Consider the following 15,662-nt stretch of genomic DNA (forward strand, 5'->3'; position numbering starts at 1 on the left):
CGCACACCAACTTGAGAGCTGCGGTGGGTAACCCACTCAAACGAATGAGGCGCCGGAAGGATTCAATCCTCCCGGCGCCTCATTCTAATGCTATATGCGTTGATCGAAGCTGATGTACTCGGCTGATTACACAGTTAGTTTACGCGGTGCCGAGCAGTTCACGCAGACGAGTCGCAAAGGGGCCCGCCAGCTTATGGTGCGCCTTCTCCTTCAGATGCACGCCATCAGCCATGTCACCCTCAGCCAGGTAGAGGCTCTGCCAGCCCGAGGTGTCCATGAACAGCACGCCGGTCTCGCGGGCACCCTGCCTTGCCACCTCGTTTGCCACGTGACGCTTATGCGCCACCTGCTTATCCGGTGCAGACGCCTCATCCATAGACACCACACCACCGAACACAATCTTCGACGACGGGTACATACGTCGCAGCTGCTCAATGACCTGAGTCTGGTGAGCGTTCACGTGCTCGCGCGCCTTCGTCTCATCCTCGTGAATGTAAATGTCATTGCCGGAGGCGTCCAGGTAAATCACGCCGGGGTTACCGCTCGGCAGAGCCCAACGGCCACCCATCACACCCTGATAGTAGGAGGGGCACACACCCTCGCGGGCAGTCACAAAACCGATGCCGCCGCAACGGAACAGGTACGGGACGAAACCAGCCTGCTTCAGACCCAAACCAACCCAGGAGGTTGCGGTCACCTGCGAGTCACCAATCACCAGGGCATCCTTAGCGCCAAGAACATTGGTGTTACGCGGCAGACCGTTCGCCTTATCCCAGTAGAGTTCAGCCTTCTCAAACTTGGTGTACAGAACGCCCTTCTTGGATCGCCAGCTCACCGGCAGACCCTCCCAACCGGCAAAGTCGCTGTACCCACGCTGCTTCCACCAGTGCTCGTAGACGCCGGATTCCACCGCAACCGGACCGTACTTGGGGGTGTACATGACCACGCCACCCTTGAACTGCTGAACCAGCATGTCGGCGGCATCAGCGGAGGTGGGGAACGGCGCCTGAATCTCACCGGTTGCCTGCGCACCCTCCTTGCCGAAGGCGTTCTGCGCGGTGCGTTCCATCTTCTGCGCCGGGGTGGTCGGTTCCGGAGTCGGCTCGGGGGAGGGGGACTCGCTGGGGCTTTCCTGCGCCGACTGGGTAGGCTCGGCGCCCGCAGCAGCGGTAGCGGCGGTGCCACCGGGCGCGATGAAGCCTCCTGCGGAGTACACGCCAAAGGAACCGGCGGCAACCACAGCAAGGATTGTGCCGGTCAGAGAAACTTTCGCGATAGGAGACTTGATAGAAGGCATGCACAACAGTATACGATAGGCGCAACCCCAAGTAGAGAGCTTTTGAGGGATATTCAAATGAAAATAACAAAAAATATGCACCGCAGTGACAAGAATTAGACTCGGTGCGCAACTTGGGGCACAACTCAAAATAGAACCGGCATACCCCCCATATAGAAACGTCCCCTCCCACCCCGAATCGGGGTAGAAGGGGACGAATAAAAACTTATGAGAGCAGGCAATGAACCCGCCTCAGCTCACAAGCATTGTTAGATGTCAGCCGCCTGAACCTTCAGCGCACGAGCCACGCCGTCGCGTGCCTCCGCAATCTGACGGTACAGAGCCGCAGCATCCTCAGGCAGAGAAGCCAGGTACGCCTCGGTACGCTCCAGCAGCTCAGCGGTCGGCTCGCTCGGGTACATGCCACCAATAATCTGCATGGAAATCTCGTGCGAACGCGAACGCCAAATACCCTCAATCTGCTCGAAGTACGGCTCATCGTACTGGGCAATCAGCTCGGGCTTGCCGGACTTGAAACCGGAAATAGCGTAACGCTGAATCATGTTCGACAGTTCGCCGGTCACCATGATCTTGTTCCAGTACTCAGCCTTAGCCTCCGCGGTCGGAATCGACGCGTATGCCTGAGCGGCGTACTGCTGACCGTTCGCGGTGTTGTCGTTCTCCAGCTCCGCAGCAATCTGCTCGGCGGAGAAACGGCCACCGGTAGCCAGGCGGCACACCAGGTTCCAACGCAGGTCAGCGTCAATATCCAGGCCCTCAAGGGTCAGCTCACCCTCGAAGAGACGCTGCACGTTGTCGTACTGCTCCTCGGTGCGGGTCTGGTTGATGAACGCCTGCAGCAGCTGCAGCTGAGCATCCGAATCGGGCTCTGCAACGCATGCCAGCTCCCAGAGACGGTCAGCGGCACGGTGGCGGGTCTCCTCGCGAGCCTCAGGAGCCACGAAGGAGTGCAGGGTAGCGGACAGGTTGTTGATCTGGGTGCGCAGAGCGGTGGAGTTGGTCTCCTTACCGATGTTGTTCAGCACCAGGTCAACGTACTTACGTGCCGGCATCTGAGCGTCACGCACGGTATCCCAGAGCGAACCCCAGACCACGCCGCGAGCCACGGACGAATCAATGTCGCCCAGGTGCTTGATAGCGGTCTCGATGGAACGCTCGTCCAGGCGAATCTTGGCGTACGCCAGGTCCTCATCGTTCAGCAGCAGCAGGTCGGGGCGCTTCTTACCGAGAGCCTCCTCAACCACGGTCAGCTCGCCGTCAATGTCCAGCTCGATGCGGTCGGTGCGGGTCAGCTTGCCGTCCACCAGGTTGTAGAAACCAATTACGGCACGGTGCGGGCGCAGGGTCTCGAAGCCCTCAGCGTAGGACTGGCGGATACCCAGGTTCGAAATGTTGCCAGCCTCGTCGTTCTCAATCTCAACGGCGAGAGTGTTCACACCAGCGGTCTCAAGCCACTTAGCGCTCCACGCACGCACGTCACGGCCGGAGGTGCGCTCCAGCTCAACCAGCAGGTCGTCAAGAACGGTGTTGCCCCAGCTGTGCTTATCGAAGTACACCTTCAGAGCAGCCATGAAGTTCTCCTGGCCAACCCACGCCACCATCTGACGCAGCACCGAAGCGCCCTTCGCGTACGTAATGCCGTCGAAGTTCACCTGAACATCGGCAAGGTCACGGATCTCAGCCACAATCGGGTGAGTCGAAGACAGCTGATCCTGACGGTACGCCCAGGTCTTCTCCGACGCGGCGAAGGTGGCCCACGCCTCCTTCGCGTAGCGGGTGTTCTCCGCAGCAGCCAGGGTCGACATGAACTCAGCGAAGGACTCGTTCAGCCACAGGTCGTTCCACCACTTCATGGTGACCAGGTCACCGAACCACATGTGAGCCAGCTCGTGCAGAACGGTGATAGCGCGGCGCTCACGCAGAGCCTCCGCAACCTTGGAGCGGAAGACGTAAGTCTCCAGATAGGTCACGCAGCCAGCGTTCTCCATCGCACCGGCGTTGAACTCGGGCACGAACAGCTGATCGTACTTCTCGAACGGGTACGGGGTCTTGAACTGCTCCTCGTAGAACTCGAAGCCCTGACGGGTCAGCTCAAACATGTCCTCAGCATCCACAAACGGCATGAGGGACTTACGAGCGTACACGCCCAGCGGAATCACGCGACCCTCAGAGTTAGTCAGCTCGCTGGTGACCTTCTCGTAGGGGCCAGCCACAATCGCGGTAATGTACGAAGACATGCGCGGGGTCGGCTTGAAGAACCAAGTCTTCGCACGGCCGCAACCGCACTCCTTCTCCTCAACCTTCACCTCGGGCTGGTTAGACACAACCACCCAGTGCGAGGGAACGCGCACAATAAACTCGAATTCAGCCTTCAGGTCGGGCTGTTCAAAGACGGGGAACACGCGGCGGGAATCCGGCACCTCAAACTGGGAGTACAGGTACACTTCGCCGTCGGCGGGGTCCACGAAACGGTGCAGACCCTCACCGGTGTTGGTGTAGAACATCTCTGCGTCAATGACCAGGGTGTTCTCAGCAGCAAGGTTCGGCAGCTGGATGCGCTCGCCATCCGCCAGGTCGGTGCTCAGCTCTTCGCCGTTGAGGTTAATGGACTTGACCGAGGAGGTGATGGCGTCAATGAAGGTGGAGGCACCTTCCTGAGCGTCGAAGCGGATTTCAACCTTCGAGGAGAAGACGTCTTTGTCCTTCGGCAGGTCGAGTTCAATACGGTACGAGTGCACGCGCTTAATAATGGATGCGCGTTCGGTTGCCTCATTGCGGGTTAGGTTCAGGCCGGGCATACAGCTCCCTCTCCTTAGATGTGAATAGCGTGCCGTGTTGACACGCCCTGTCATGGTGCGCTGGTTCCCGAGGTGCGCGGCTCCTGCGACGCTGCATACGTAGCGCTGGAGGCGTTCAAGTTTGGGCGCGGCGAATCGGGACACCAAAAAGTGCCATATCCCACAGTCTACCGTATAGGTGGGGGTCTAGAAGGCTCCGCATTACCCGAACCCGCGCGAATTCGATACAGTTAAGACAGAAAAAACCCAAACGGGGAAGCGTATCCCACCTGATGGATGCGCGGCGCACTCTAGCAACGGCGCTCAGAACTGAGAACCGGCGCCTCCCACGAACGCACAAACGCACGTCACACCAAGACAAAATCACCAGGAGAGTACCTTGCGCGTACACATCGCAACCGACCACGCTGGCCTCGAACTGAGCCACTACCTGATCGAGTCCCTCACCGCTGCGGGCTACGAAATGATTGACCACGGCCCCGCCGACTATGACCCGCTGGACGACTACCCCTCGTTCTGCATTAATGCAGCCCTTGGCGTGAAGCGTGACCGCGAGGCTGGCCTGGACTCCCTGGGTATTGTGCTGGGCGGTAGCGGCAACGGCGAGCAGATGGCTGCGAACAAGGTTGAGGGTATCCGCGCGGCTCTGGCGTGGAACCACGACACCGCGGCACTGGCTCGCGAGCACAACAATGCACAGGTCGTTGCTGTGGGCGGCCGCCAGCACAGCAAGGAAGAAGCACTGGAAATCATCAAGGTCTTCCTGGCTACCCCCTGGACCAACGAGGAGCGTCACGCACGCCGTATCGGTCAGCTGGCTGAGTACGAGCAGACCGGCGACATTGCCGGCAAGCAGATTGACGCTGCCTAAGCTCTAAAATCTGAGGCGCATAGTGCAGGCTATGCGCCTCAGTCGTCTTTGCACCCCATATAATCCGCACTATTTCTAGCCGACAAGTTTTCGAGGAGAACCCGTGCCCGAAGGCCACTCCATCCACCGTATTGCCCGCCAAATCAGTGACGTCTTCACCGGCGAGCGCGTGCAGGTTTCCTCCCCGCAGGGCCGCTACGCCGAGGGTGCCGCCCTGCTGGATGGGCACACCATCACCGGGGCGTACGCGCACGGTAAGCACCTGTTCGTGACCTTCGAGAACGACCTGACCCTGAACGTGCACCTGGGTATTTACGGTAACTGGAGCTTCGGTGGGGATGAGACGTTCACGGGTGCTTCGAGCATTGGCGCGCCCCGCAAGATCGGCGAAAAAGAATACGCGGCGGGGGAGGGGGAACCCTACGCCGGTCCTCCCGAACGGAAGAGTACGGTGCGTTGCCGTATTGTTTCGGAGCACGGCTGGGCGGACCTGGTGGGCCCGACTATCTGCCGCACCCTCACTCCGGAGGAGGTGCGCACCGTCCGCTCCAAGCTCGGCCCCGACCCGCTCAACCCGGATGCCGACCCCGAACAGTTCTACCGCGCCGCACGTAAGAGCTCCCGCCCGATTGGCGTGATTCTGATGGACCAGGCGGCAATCTCCGGCGTGGGCAATATCTTCCGCGCCGAATCGCTGTACCGCCAGGAAATTGACCCGCTACGCCCCGGCAAGAGCCTCAGCGACGAGGAACTGGAGCGACTCTGGGAGGACAATAAGCACCTGCTGGTCATCGGCGTGCGCGTGGGGCGCATCATCACCACCGAGCCCGAAGACCGCCCCGGCGTGCCCGAAACCGAAGCGTGGCCCGACCACGCGAACTACGTGTACATGCACCACGGCGAGCCCTGCCGCCGCTGCGGAACGACCATCCGCATGGAGGAAATCGCCGGCCGCAAACTCTACTGGTGCCCCGGCTGCCAGGTCTAGTGATATTCGGCTCTAACTCACGGCTGTGGATACGAGAAAAGCGAGGAGTCCTCGATAGTAAATTGGGGCTCCTCGCTTAGCTCTACTGCTCTGATTTTGTGAGGGCTTATGAAGTGAAGATGAATTTCTCGCCCTTAGAGAGGCGCTGAGCCCACTCCTTCAGCTGTGCATTATCAACATTTCCACCCTGTTGCTTCACAAACTTCTGCAGTTCCGGCAGAATCAACTCCACCGGTTTGCCCTTCATAGTTGAGGCGATGCGGTCAAACTCATGCTGATATTTCTGAGTCGTTGCAGCAATCTGTTGCTGTACAAGCTTTTCCAAAGCTTTTTCATTAATCTTCAAGGTCACTGGATTTTCCTATCTAAAATAGAATATCTTCGAATAAGTGTACCATATTTTACGGTATATAATCCGCATTGATGCAAATATTCGTATTTGTCTCCGATTATTCTACTGGAGTGAAGTTTTTTGGGGTGAGGTAAGTGTGGTGGGGGGCCTGTATTGTTGGGTATGACGGGGGCGTGCGGATTCCGAGCGCGCGAGGAAACAAATCCGCATGTGGAAGCGGTTCTCACGATTCGTTCAGGATAGTTCTCGAGGGGGTGACGGGCTGGAGGGCGAAAATCCCGAGCGCGCGAGGGAATGTATTTTCGCCCGGAAGCGATTCCCGGAATCCCCGGAATGCAAAAAGGCCCCGACGCTTGCGTCGGAGCCTTTTTCATGGAGGGGATGACGGGAATCGAACCCGCGTAATCAGTTTGGAAGACTGAGGCTTTACCATTAAGCTACATCCCCGGAATGGAACTTGACCATAGTAGCGAGGTTCCATCTGTGCTGTCAAACTCTTTGGCGTGTTGGCACGGTTTTGTGTGCTGGCTTTGCCTGTTCTTGTGGGCGCTCGCCTCCTCTTTTTGTGCCGGTCTGCCCATCCTTATTAGGGGAGTACGCGCTCAGTGGAAATAAACCGCGCACGAGCCGCTGTGTTGGGCATTTAGCGGGAAAACAGGTAAACTAGGGCACTGACTGTGTTAAACACGCAAGTGTGCAACACGGTCGGTTTCACGGGGCGTGGCGTAGCTTGGCTAACGCGCCTGCTTTGGGAGCAGGAGATCGCAGGTTCGAATCCTGTCGCCCCGACGTGAAACGGTTGCCGCGACGCTACAAGGTCGTGGCGCTCTTTCCACTAAGCAACCGCGGCACACACGATTCGTGCCGCACCGAAACTATATGAGGAGATCACGGACGTGAAGACCGCCGTCGAGAAGCTCAACCCGACCCTCGCAAAGATTGAGGTCGAGGTTCCCTTCGCAGAATTCAAGCCCTACCTGGACCGCACCTACAAGAACCTCTCGGGTCAGATCAGCGTTCCCGGCTTCCGCAAGGGTAAGCTGCCCAAGCAGCTCATCGAGCAGCGTGCGGGCTTCGACTACATCGTCGAGGCATCCCTGAACGACGCTCTGAACGACTACTACGCACAGGCACTGGGCGAGAACGAACTCTCCCCCCTGGCACAGCCCGAGCTGGATGTTCAGTCCCAGCCCTCCACCGAGAACCGTGAGGCAGACGTCAAGCTGACCATCACCGTCACCGTCCGCCCCGAAATCGAGCTGCCCAACTACGAGGGCCTCGAGGTTGAGGTTGACGAGGTAGAGGTCACCGCTGAGGACGAGGTTCAGGCACTGGACGCTCTGCGTGAGCGCTTCGGCACCCTGAAGACCGTTGAGCGCCCCGCAGCTGACGAGGACTTCGTGACCATCGACATCGCCGCAGAAATCGACGGCGAGCAGGTAGACGCAGCAAACGACCTGTCCTACCAGATTGGTTCCGGCACCATGCTCGACGGCATCGACGAGGCTCTGACCGGCCTGTCCGCTGGCGAGGACGCAACCTTCGAGACCAAGCTCTCCGGTGGCGAGCACGCAGGCGAGCAGGCAACCATCAAGGTCAAGCTCACCGCAGTCAAGGAGCGCGAGCTGCCCGCCGCTGACGACGAGTTCGCACAGCTGGCTTCCGAGTTCGACACCATCGACGAGCTGAAGGAAGACATCAAGAAGCAGGTTGCAGAAGCTAAGGTTGCCGAGCAGGGCACCCAGGCACGCGACAAGGTCCTCGCAAAGCTCGTTGAGCTCGTTGAGATCCCCGTCCCCGAGAAGGTTATCGAGGACCAGCTCGAGCAGCACTTCAACAACCCCAACGCTGAAGCAGACCACGACACTGAGGAGCACCGCGCCGAGGTTCGCGCCAACACCGAGACCGCATTCAAGAACGAGATGGTTCTCGACGCTGTTGCGGACAAGGAAGAAGTGACCGTTGACCAGGCTGAGATGATCAACTACATCTTCACCATGAGCTCCCAGTACGGCATGGACCCCAACCAGTTCGCACAGATGCTGGACGGCTCCGGCCAGGCTGGCGCACTGGTCGGCGAGGTTCGCCGCTCCAAGGCTCTGGCAGCAGTGCTGAAGACCGCAGTGGTCAAGGACACCAAGGGCAACGTTGTTGATCTGTCCAAGTACCTGGGCGAGGGCGAAGAGGCAGCTGCCTAAATCCCCGCCACGGTCTGCAAGAAGCCACCCCGCTAGAGGGCGTGAGCTGATTGCTTGAAACGTGTAGCCTCAGCGGGCATCCACCGAATTACCGGTTGGGTGCCCGCTGAGGCTCTTTTTACCCCAAACTATTCCGTTCTCAAGTTATTCCGTACCGAGGTTATCGCCTCTGCTTCACCCCCTGGCGAACGAACAACCCGAAGGGAAGCGGGGGAGAGCAACTATCGGTAAGGTAGTAGCAACGAAACTTTTCGCGTGCGCTCCGGCGCGTAAATCGCGCAAAGATGCAGCGAAGACCCATTAGAGAAGAAGAGGAAGAATGTCCAGCTACATGCCTCTGCCCATCGGCGCCTCCCAGGCAGCCGGCGTGGCGCCCGCGCCGTCTATGGCAACCCCCATCGTTGGTGCCCAGGAAGATTACGTCTACAACAGCCTCCTGAAGGAGCGCATTATCTGGCTCGGCTCCGAGGTGCGCGACTCCAACGCCAACCTCATCTGCTCCCAGATGCTGCTGCTCTCGGCTGAAGACCCCGAGGCAGACATCTACCTGTACATCAACTCTCCCGGCGGCTCCGTCACCGCCGGCATGGCTATCTATGACACCATGCAGCTCATCCCGAACGACGTGGTGACCGTGGTGACCGGTATGGCAGCATCCATGGGTCAGTTCCTGCTCACCGCAGGCACCATCGGCAAGCGCTACGCAACCCCGAACGCCCGCATCCTCATGCACCAGCCCCTCGGTGGTATTGGCGGTACCGCATCTGATATCCGCACCCAGGCTGAGCTGATTCTGGACATGAAGAAGCGCCTGGCAGAGATTACCGCTGAGCGCACCGGCAAGAGCCTGGAAACCATCCTGAAGGATAACGACCGCGACAACTGGTTCAACGCGGAAGAGGGCCTGGAGTACGGCTTCTTCGACCACATTGCGACCACCGCCGGTAAGCTGCCCGAATCGAAGAACGCATAAGGGAGATGCATATGAACTACCTGCCGAACGATATCACCACCTCGGCGCCGGCTATGCCGAGCAACCGCTACGTGCTCCCCAGCTTCGAGGAGCGCACCCCCTACGGTTACAAGCGTCAGGACCCGTACGCAAAGCTGTTCGAGGACCGCATCATCTTCCTGGGCACCCAGGTGGACGACGCATCCGCTGACGACATCATGGCTCAGCTGCTGGTGCTGGAGGCACAGGACCCCGAGCGTGACATCACCCTGTACATCAACTCGCCCGGCGGCTCCTTCACCGCAATGACCGCCATCTACGACACCATGCAGTTCATCCGCCCCGAGATCCAGACCGTGTGCCTGGGCCAGGCGGCATCCGCTGCGGCGGTTCTGCTGGCTGCCGGTACCCCCGGCAAGCGTCTGGCACTGCCGAACGCTCGCGTGCTGATTCACCAGCCCGCGCTGAGCGGTCAGCAGGGCGGTCAGGCATCTGACATTGAGATTCACGCGAACGAGGTTATGCGTATGCGTGAGTGGACTGCACAGACCCTGGCACTGCACTCGGGCAAGACCTACGAGGAAGTTGACCGCTCCATTGAGCGTGACAACATTCTGACTGCGGCTGCTGCCCTGGAGTACGGCCTGGTCGATAAGGTGCTGGAGTCTCGTAAGCTGCGTAAGCCTGCGACCAACACCGCTATTTCCCACACCTAAAGTTTTGAGGAATATCCCCGAGCGTTTTTCGGGGGAGGGGCGGCATCGCTTCGTGTGCGAGCCTTCGGGCTGGTGCGCGGTGCGGTGCCGCCCTTTTTGCGCCCGCCAGGGGTACGGCAAGGCAGGCTGATATGTTGCGTTGACCTGCGCTTTCTTGTCGGGCTTTAGCGTCACAGCCTACCGTCATATGCCGGAGTATCAGCCCCGCCGCCGTCATAAAAGACGCGCTTTGTCATATGCCCGGTAAGTCCGTTCATTTGCGGTGCGTAATTCTGAGTTCCGGGGTGAACTCCGGTAGCCTTAGAGAGGGAGAAAATTCGAGTATTTCATACCGGTTTCTCACTCAAACCACGGCGCCCACCACCCGCCGGTGCCCCTCCTGAGAAATCACCGCAGATATCAGGTCACTGACCCTTCTGCACCGATTTCACCACGCCGATCGAAAGGGAATCTTCGTGGCCACAGACGTCATTGTGCCTCCCGAACAGCCCAACGCCAGCATGCGATGCTCCTTCTGTAAGAAGACTCGCGCGCAGGTCTTTAAGATTGTGCTTGGTCCGAACGTTTCGATCTGCGACGAGTGCGTGGAGCTGTGCGAAGAGATTCTCGCTGAAGAGCGTCTGAAGGTAAAAACCTCCGCCGCTGCGCCCGCGCCTCAGCTGGCTACTCCGCGCGAAATTTATAGCTACCTCAACGACTACGTCATCGGTCAGGACGCGGCGAAGCGCACCCTGGCGGTGGCGGTGTACAACCACTACAAGCGCATCCACGATATTGATAACCCGGTGTTGACCTCCCGCATTCTTTCGGCGACTGCGGGGGAGCAGGTGGAGCTGGGCAAGTCGAATATTCTGATGCTCGGCCCGACCGGCTGCGGTAAAACCTACCTGGCGGCAACCCTGGCGAAGAAGCTGGATGTGCCTTTCGCCCTGGTTGACGCAACCACCCTCACCGAGGCGGGTTACGTGGGTGACGACGTGGAGAACATTCTGTTGCGCCTCATTAACGCCGCTGACGGCGATATTGCCAAGGCTCAGCGCGGCATCATCTACATTGACGAGATCGACAAGATTGCCCGTAAGGGTGGCGAGAACCTCTCCATCACCCGTGACGTGTCCGGTGAGGGCGTGCAGCAGGCGCTGCTGAAGATTATTGAGGGTACCGTGGCGACCGTACCGCCGGAGGGCGGCCGCAAGCACCCGGCGCACGCGAACATTGAGATTGATACCTCGAACATTCTCTTCATCGTGGCTGGTGCCTTCGACAATATTGACGACCGCATCGCGGCCCGCGTGGGTGCCGGCGGTATCGGTTTTGGCGCCGAGCTGGGCGGTTCCGTGAAGAACCCGCTGGATCAGATTATGCCCGAGGATTTGGCGCACTACGGCATCATTCCCGAGCTGATCGGCCGTCTGCCGGTCATCTCCACCCTGAGCGAGCTCAATGAAGAAGAGCTGGCTCGCGTGCTGACCGAGCCGAAGAACGCGCTGCTCAAGCAGTACCGTCACCTTTTTGCCCTGGACGGTGTGGAACTGATTATCGATGATGCGGCAATTGCCGCGATTGCCCGCCTCGCCGCTGAGCGCGGTACCGGTGCCCGAGGTCTGCGTTCCATGATGGAGCAGATTCTGCAGCCGGTCATGTTCGAGATTCCGGACCGCACCGATGTGGTGTCCATTGTGATTGGTGAGGACACCGTGCTCAACGGCGCGGAGCCTCGCTACGTGCTGCAGGCGCCCGACCCTGAAACCGAGACCACCCGCACCGTGAAGGGGGAGGCGAAGGCCACCTCCCTGAAGGACGCGGACCGTCAGGCGGCATAACCGAATACTTCCAGCCGACAGGCTAGGGAATAAAGAAGCCGTCGCCCCGGTTATGCGGGGTGACGGCTCACTAGCAGGTACCGCTCGCTGGCATGTGCTGAAGGGTGTGTGCTGAAGAGCGTGTACCGAAGAATAAGCGCCGGCTCATAGAAGCGGCTGGCGCAACCGTATGAGAGAGGAACACTCATGGCTGAGAACGCACCCGCACAGGTTGATTTCTGGTTTGACCCGATCTGCCCCTGGTGCTGGATTACCTCCCGCTGGATTGGTGAGGTGCAGAAGGTCCGCAACGTTGAGGTGACCTGGCGCCCCTTCTCCCTGTCCATGCACAACCAGGGCCGCGAGCTGCCCGCCGACTACCAGGCAATGATGGACCAGTCCTGGGCGCCGACCCGCCTCATCACCGCCGTGCGCGAGCTGCACGGTAACGAGGTTATCAAGCCCCTCTACGACGCTCTGGGCGAGCAGATTCACCACAACAGCAACAAGGCTGATTCCTACCGCGACGCGATCGTCAAGGCGCTGGCTGAGGTCAACCTGCCCGCAGAGCTGGTGGATGTCGCCTTCACCGACCAGTACGATGAGCAGATGCGCGCATCCCTGGACCTCGCCCTGGAGACCGTGGGTGGCACCGATGTGGGTGTTCCGCTGATTTCCATTAACGGCACCGCTTTCTTCGGCCCGGTCATCTCCCCGAGCCCCGCCGGTGAAGAGGCTGGTAAGCTCTTTGACGGCGCCCTGGCGCTGGCTTCCTACCCCGGCTTCTTTGAGCTCAAGCGCCCCCGTAACGTGGGCCCGATTTTCCACGGCGAAAAGGGCGAAGCCTAAGAAGCCTGCAATGTGCTGAGAATCCTGCATGCCCGCAGGCTCGGTAGAGTCTGCGGCTGCAGAGCAAAAAAGTACCGCCCGGTCATGTACTGACCGGGCGGTACTTTTCTATTCACTATGTTGCGCTGAAACGTACGATCTACGCGCGGTGAGCGCTACTTGCAGAGGTAGCCTTGTGCGCCTTCTGCGCATTGTGCGCCTTCTGTGCATTGTGCATCTTCTGCGCTTTCAGCGCTTTCTGAGCCTTGCGCTGAGCCCTGTGCTCCAGAACCTTCGGGTGCGTCGCGCGCTGCACAATCTTCGTGTCGCGCATGTGGAAGGTGCGGGTCGCGGTGTACTGGACCGCCTCGTCCGAGGTGAACGCCAACATTGCGAACACCGCAACGCCCAGCTGGAAGAAAATCGTGGACAGCGGCAGGGAGTGGTGCCCCCACAGCACGCCGCCGGTAATCGCCATGAAGTTTAGCGCCGTCAGTAGCAGGGCCAGACGGCGAGCCTTGGAGGAGCCGCGCAGCGTGCTCCACAGCAGGAAGAGGTGGGCCGCAGAATAGACGGCTACGAAGCCCACCAACACCGCGCTGGTGATGGTCAGCAGCACGTCGCTATCCACCTGATCGAATAGGCTCAGCAAATCAAGATCGTCGCCGGATCCTTCCTCGAGGAGCTTGGCTCGCAGGGCCGGTCGGCTGAGCGCCAGAATGACGCTGTTGACAATATCGGCGAGGGTCACGGCGATGAGCATACCCGAACCGACCAGCAGGCTCAGCGGCATGCGGTACGCCAGGTCGTGCGCGCTGGAGAGGTGAATTTCTTCCTGCTCCTGCGGCTCCAGTCCCTCATTGTTCAGCACGATGACCGGGAGCGCGCCGTCCGTGCGGATCGCGTCGCCACCGCCGTTACGGGCGTGGTAGCCGGAGGAGAAATCGTGCAGAATCTCAACGTGAGTTTCCGGGTGAGCGTACTGAATGGACTCCACAATGTAGTCGCGTTCAAAGTCGGTTTCACCGTCAATGCGGTGCGTGACCTGCAGGGTGAAGAAGCTGAAACCCACACCGGAGTCGTAGGTGCCCGCCGCCAACCAATCCACCTGGTGACCGCCAGGCAGAAGCCAGCCGTCAGGGGTTTTCCAGAAGCGCACGTGGTGGCGCTTCTCGGGGTTGCCGTCCACTTCCTTCTGGTAGGCGAAAGCCTGCGTCTTACCAAAAATTTTCAGCGGGGAGACGGGCGCCTCCGCGTAGGAACGGCGGGTGATGGTGGAGATAATAATCTTCCAGGAGGAGACGAGGGTGACGTCGTCAGCGCGGGTCCAGCCGGCGTCCTGCATGACCTGGTGAATCTGCTCCTCGGTACCAATCAGACCGATATTGACCGGGTCACCGAGCCGACCGTCCGGGGTGCGGGTGCGCCCAATAAAGTAGTCGGGCACGTATATGCGGGTCATGATCGCATGAAAACGCGGTAGCGTCAGGTACGCGGTGACTGCCCAGAAAATGAAGGCAATGGGGAAACCCCAGAAAGAATGGCCAACCGTATTCGCCAGAATCATGAAGGTCAGCACGACGGAGGCCACACCGGCAAAGATGAAGAAGAGAGTGTCCCAGAAATCGACCCACAAGCTGCGCGGGACGAGGTTTTGCGCCGTGCCGCGCGCGTCAATATCGCCGCGGTAGACGGGCGGCGACGTAACCGGCGGCGCAACTTCGCTACGTGTGGGACGTAGGATGCGTTTCGGGTGGGACATGCGCGCCCTTTCTGTGCGCTGAACTGGTGCCAGAAAACTATACCAAAAGCTCGTTGCGCGGGAGCCCCGGTTGCGGAAGGCCCACGGAGGAGAATGGCCCGAGGTCTTTTCCGGAGGGGGGCTAGTTGAGGGGGAAGCCGTCCTGCACAATTGCCCGGTCTGCGGCAATGGTTGTCTCGTGGTGCAGCATGTCTCGACCCTCACGCATGAGGCGCACCCACTTGCGGGTTAGCTCCTCCAGCTCGGCGGCGCTCAGGGTGCCGGAGGCGATACTGGCCTCATCAGCGGCGGCGGAGTAGGTGATGTGTTCGTGCCAGAGCTCATAGACCTCGTTGGTGTAAGAATCGTGGAGCGTCTGAGCGTGTTCGCGTGCCTGGCGGATGTATTCGCCGAGGACGGAGAGGTAGTGCTGGAGCTGGTCCTGGCTCGGGGTGTCGGTTGAGGGGGCGTCAGCCGTTACCGGGGTGGGAGAGCTCTGCCTCGCGGGTGAGGGGGCGGAGTAGTTCGCCTGCCTCGCAGGGGTGTGTTCTGATGCTGAATGGGGAATCATGAGCGGTCGTACGCGCCAGCCATGGCGCGCGGGTAGGGTCGGGATGCGACATCGCACCCCGGCGGTGGGTAGTGGTGTGGCTGGTCGGCTTATTGGCTCGTACCGGTGGCGTGCGCTCGCTGAAGTGAAGTGAATTGAGGGGAACCCTCGCAAACCATCATACAAAAAAGTGACCGTCAATCTAATAAGGTTGATTAGCGGTTGGGGAACCCAAAAAATATGCACACAAACGCAATAATCTGCAATGAGAGGGTTTCAACCCCACATAATAGGGAGGGGAGAAGGGCTATCTGGGAGATAAATCCCCAGGTCCAGGGGATTCGGCGGGGGATTCGGGGGTGTTATAGCTGAGGCGCACGGAGCCGGAAGGCCTGCATTGCGAGTGGTCGTTGAGAACGAGATTTTATGCATGAAAAAATAACAAATTTCCTTTCGGCTGAAAGAAAAGAATAGAGCAATAGGGGCTCCGCTGGCATCGGTGCCCACCGGAGTTGCACGGAGTGTAGATAAGCGAGGCGGGGAGGTACCGAAATTACGGTACCTCCCCG

General features: G+C 59.7%; 12 protein-coding genes and 2 tRNA genes. 8 read left to right on the forward strand and 6 right to left on the reverse strand.

The annotated features are described in order from the left end of the window. Positions 1-139: 139 nt before the first annotated feature. A complete protein-coding gene (locus tag HMPREF2980_RS05475; protein ID WP_005508134.1) occupies positions 140-1,297 on the reverse strand; it encodes an SGNH/GDSL hydrolase family protein in 1,158 nt (385 codons plus the stop codon). Between the two features lie 248 nt (positions 1,298-1,545). Then, on the reverse strand, positions 1,546-4,095 hold the full coding sequence (pepN, locus tag HMPREF2980_RS05480; RefSeq protein ID WP_070690599.1) for an aminopeptidase N: 2,550 nt from the start codon (positions 4,093-4,095) through the stop codon (positions 1,546-1,548). 379 nt (positions 4,096-4,474) lie between these two features. Here pepN and HMPREF2980_RS05485 point away from each other — a divergent pair, with 379 nt between their 5' ends. Next, entirely contained in the window at positions 4,475-4,966 is a 492-nt protein-coding gene (locus tag HMPREF2980_RS05485) for a ribose-5-phosphate isomerase (RefSeq protein WP_070605377.1), read from the forward strand. A 103-nt stretch (positions 4,967-5,069) separates the two neighbouring features. Next, positions 5,070-5,954, forward strand: a complete 885-nt coding sequence (locus HMPREF2980_RS05490; RefSeq protein WP_070599857.1) for an Fpg/Nei family DNA glycosylase — start codon at positions 5,070-5,072, stop codon at positions 5,952-5,954. 106 nt (positions 5,955-6,060) lie between these two features. Here the strand turns inward: HMPREF2980_RS05490 and HMPREF2980_RS05495 are convergent, their stop codons facing one another. After that, positions 6,061-6,306, reverse strand: coding sequence for a hypothetical protein (locus HMPREF2980_RS05495; RefSeq protein ID WP_049327799.1), 246 nt, complete (start codon positions 6,304-6,306; stop codon positions 6,061-6,063). Between the two features lie 373 nt (positions 6,307-6,679). After that, positions 6,680-6,753, reverse strand: a tRNA-Gly gene (locus tag HMPREF2980_RS05500). Between the two features lie 267 nt (positions 6,754-7,020). Between HMPREF2980_RS05500 and HMPREF2980_RS05505 the strand changes: the two genes are divergently transcribed. The 6 genes from HMPREF2980_RS05505 (at position 7,021) to HMPREF2980_RS05530 (ending at position 12,823) form a co-directional block, all read left to right on the forward strand. Continuing rightward, positions 7,021-7,095, forward strand: a tRNA-Pro gene (locus HMPREF2980_RS05505). A gap of 107 nt (positions 7,096-7,202) precedes the next feature. Next, the gene (tig, locus tag HMPREF2980_RS05510; protein ID WP_070690602.1) at positions 7,203-8,504 is read left to right on the forward strand and encodes a trigger factor; all 1,302 of its coding nucleotides are present in this window, start codon (positions 7,203-7,205) and stop codon (positions 8,502-8,504) included. Between the two features lie 319 nt (positions 8,505-8,823). Further along, positions 8,824-9,477 (forward strand): ATP-dependent Clp protease proteolytic subunit, encoded by a 654-nt coding sequence (locus tag HMPREF2980_RS05515; RefSeq protein WP_005505718.1) that lies wholly within the window; start codon positions 8,824-8,826, stop codon positions 9,475-9,477. A gap of 5 nt (positions 9,478-9,482) precedes the next feature. Then, positions 9,483-10,172, forward strand: a complete 690-nt coding sequence (locus HMPREF2980_RS05520; RefSeq protein WP_012903382.1) for an ATP-dependent Clp protease proteolytic subunit — start codon at positions 9,483-9,485, stop codon at positions 10,170-10,172. Positions 10,173-10,672: 500 nt separating this feature from the next. After that, the gene (gene clpX / locus HMPREF2980_RS05525) at positions 10,673-11,995 is read left to right on the forward strand and encodes an ATP-dependent Clp protease ATP-binding subunit ClpX (RefSeq protein ID WP_210399291.1); all 1,323 of its coding nucleotides are present in this window, start codon (positions 10,673-10,675) and stop codon (positions 11,993-11,995) included. Positions 11,996-12,181: 186 nt separating this feature from the next. Further along, the gene (locus HMPREF2980_RS05530) at positions 12,182-12,823 is read left to right on the forward strand and encodes a DsbA family oxidoreductase (protein ID WP_070690631.1); all 642 of its coding nucleotides are present in this window, start codon (positions 12,182-12,184) and stop codon (positions 12,821-12,823) included. A gap of 139 nt (positions 12,824-12,962) precedes the next feature. Here the strand turns inward: HMPREF2980_RS05530 and HMPREF2980_RS05535 are convergent, their stop codons facing one another. After that, on the reverse strand, positions 12,963-14,564 hold the full coding sequence (locus HMPREF2980_RS05535; RefSeq protein WP_070690634.1) for an LssY C-terminal domain-containing protein: 1,602 nt from the start codon (positions 14,562-14,564) through the stop codon (positions 12,963-12,965). Between the two features lie 121 nt (positions 14,565-14,685). Next, positions 14,686-15,114, reverse strand: a complete 429-nt coding sequence (locus HMPREF2980_RS05540) for a hypothetical protein (protein WP_070690636.1) — start codon at positions 15,112-15,114, stop codon at positions 14,686-14,688. Between the last annotated feature and the right edge of the window lie 548 nt (positions 15,115-15,662).

It is taken from the genome of Rothia sp. HMSC076D04 (genome assembly GCF_001814645.1).
GTDB classification, from domain to species: domain Bacteria; phylum Actinomycetota; class Actinomycetes; order Actinomycetales; family Micrococcaceae; genus Rothia; species Rothia mucilaginosa.

Coding starts and splice junctions, on each gene's coding strand:
- HMPREF2980_RS05475 (WP_005508134.1), bottom strand. CDS start 1,297: ATGCCTTCTATCAAGTCTCCTATCGCGAAAGTTTCTCTGACCGGCACA.
- pepN (WP_070690599.1), bottom strand. CDS start 4,095: ATGCCCGGCCTGAACCTAACCCGCAATGAGGCAACCGAACGCGCATCC.
- HMPREF2980_RS05515 (WP_005505718.1), top strand. CDS start 8,824: ATGTCCAGCTACATGCCTCTGCCCATCGGCGCCTCCCAGGCAGCCGGC.
- HMPREF2980_RS05520 (WP_012903382.1), top strand. CDS start 9,483: ATGCATATGAACTACCTGCCGAACGATATCACCACCTCGGCGCCGGCT.
- clpX (WP_210399291.1), top strand. CDS start 10,673: ATGCGATGCTCCTTCTGTAAGAAGACTCGCGCGCAGGTCTTTAAGATT.
- HMPREF2980_RS05530 (WP_070690631.1), top strand. CDS start 12,182: ATGGCTGAGAACGCACCCGCACAGGTTGATTTCTGGTTTGACCCGATC.
- HMPREF2980_RS05535 (WP_070690634.1), bottom strand. CDS start 14,564: ATGTCCCACCCGAAACGCATCCTACGTCCCACACGTAGCGAAGTTGCG.
- HMPREF2980_RS05540 (WP_070690636.1), bottom strand. CDS start 15,114: ATGATTCCCCATTCAGCATCAGAACACACCCCTGCGAGGCAGGCGAAC.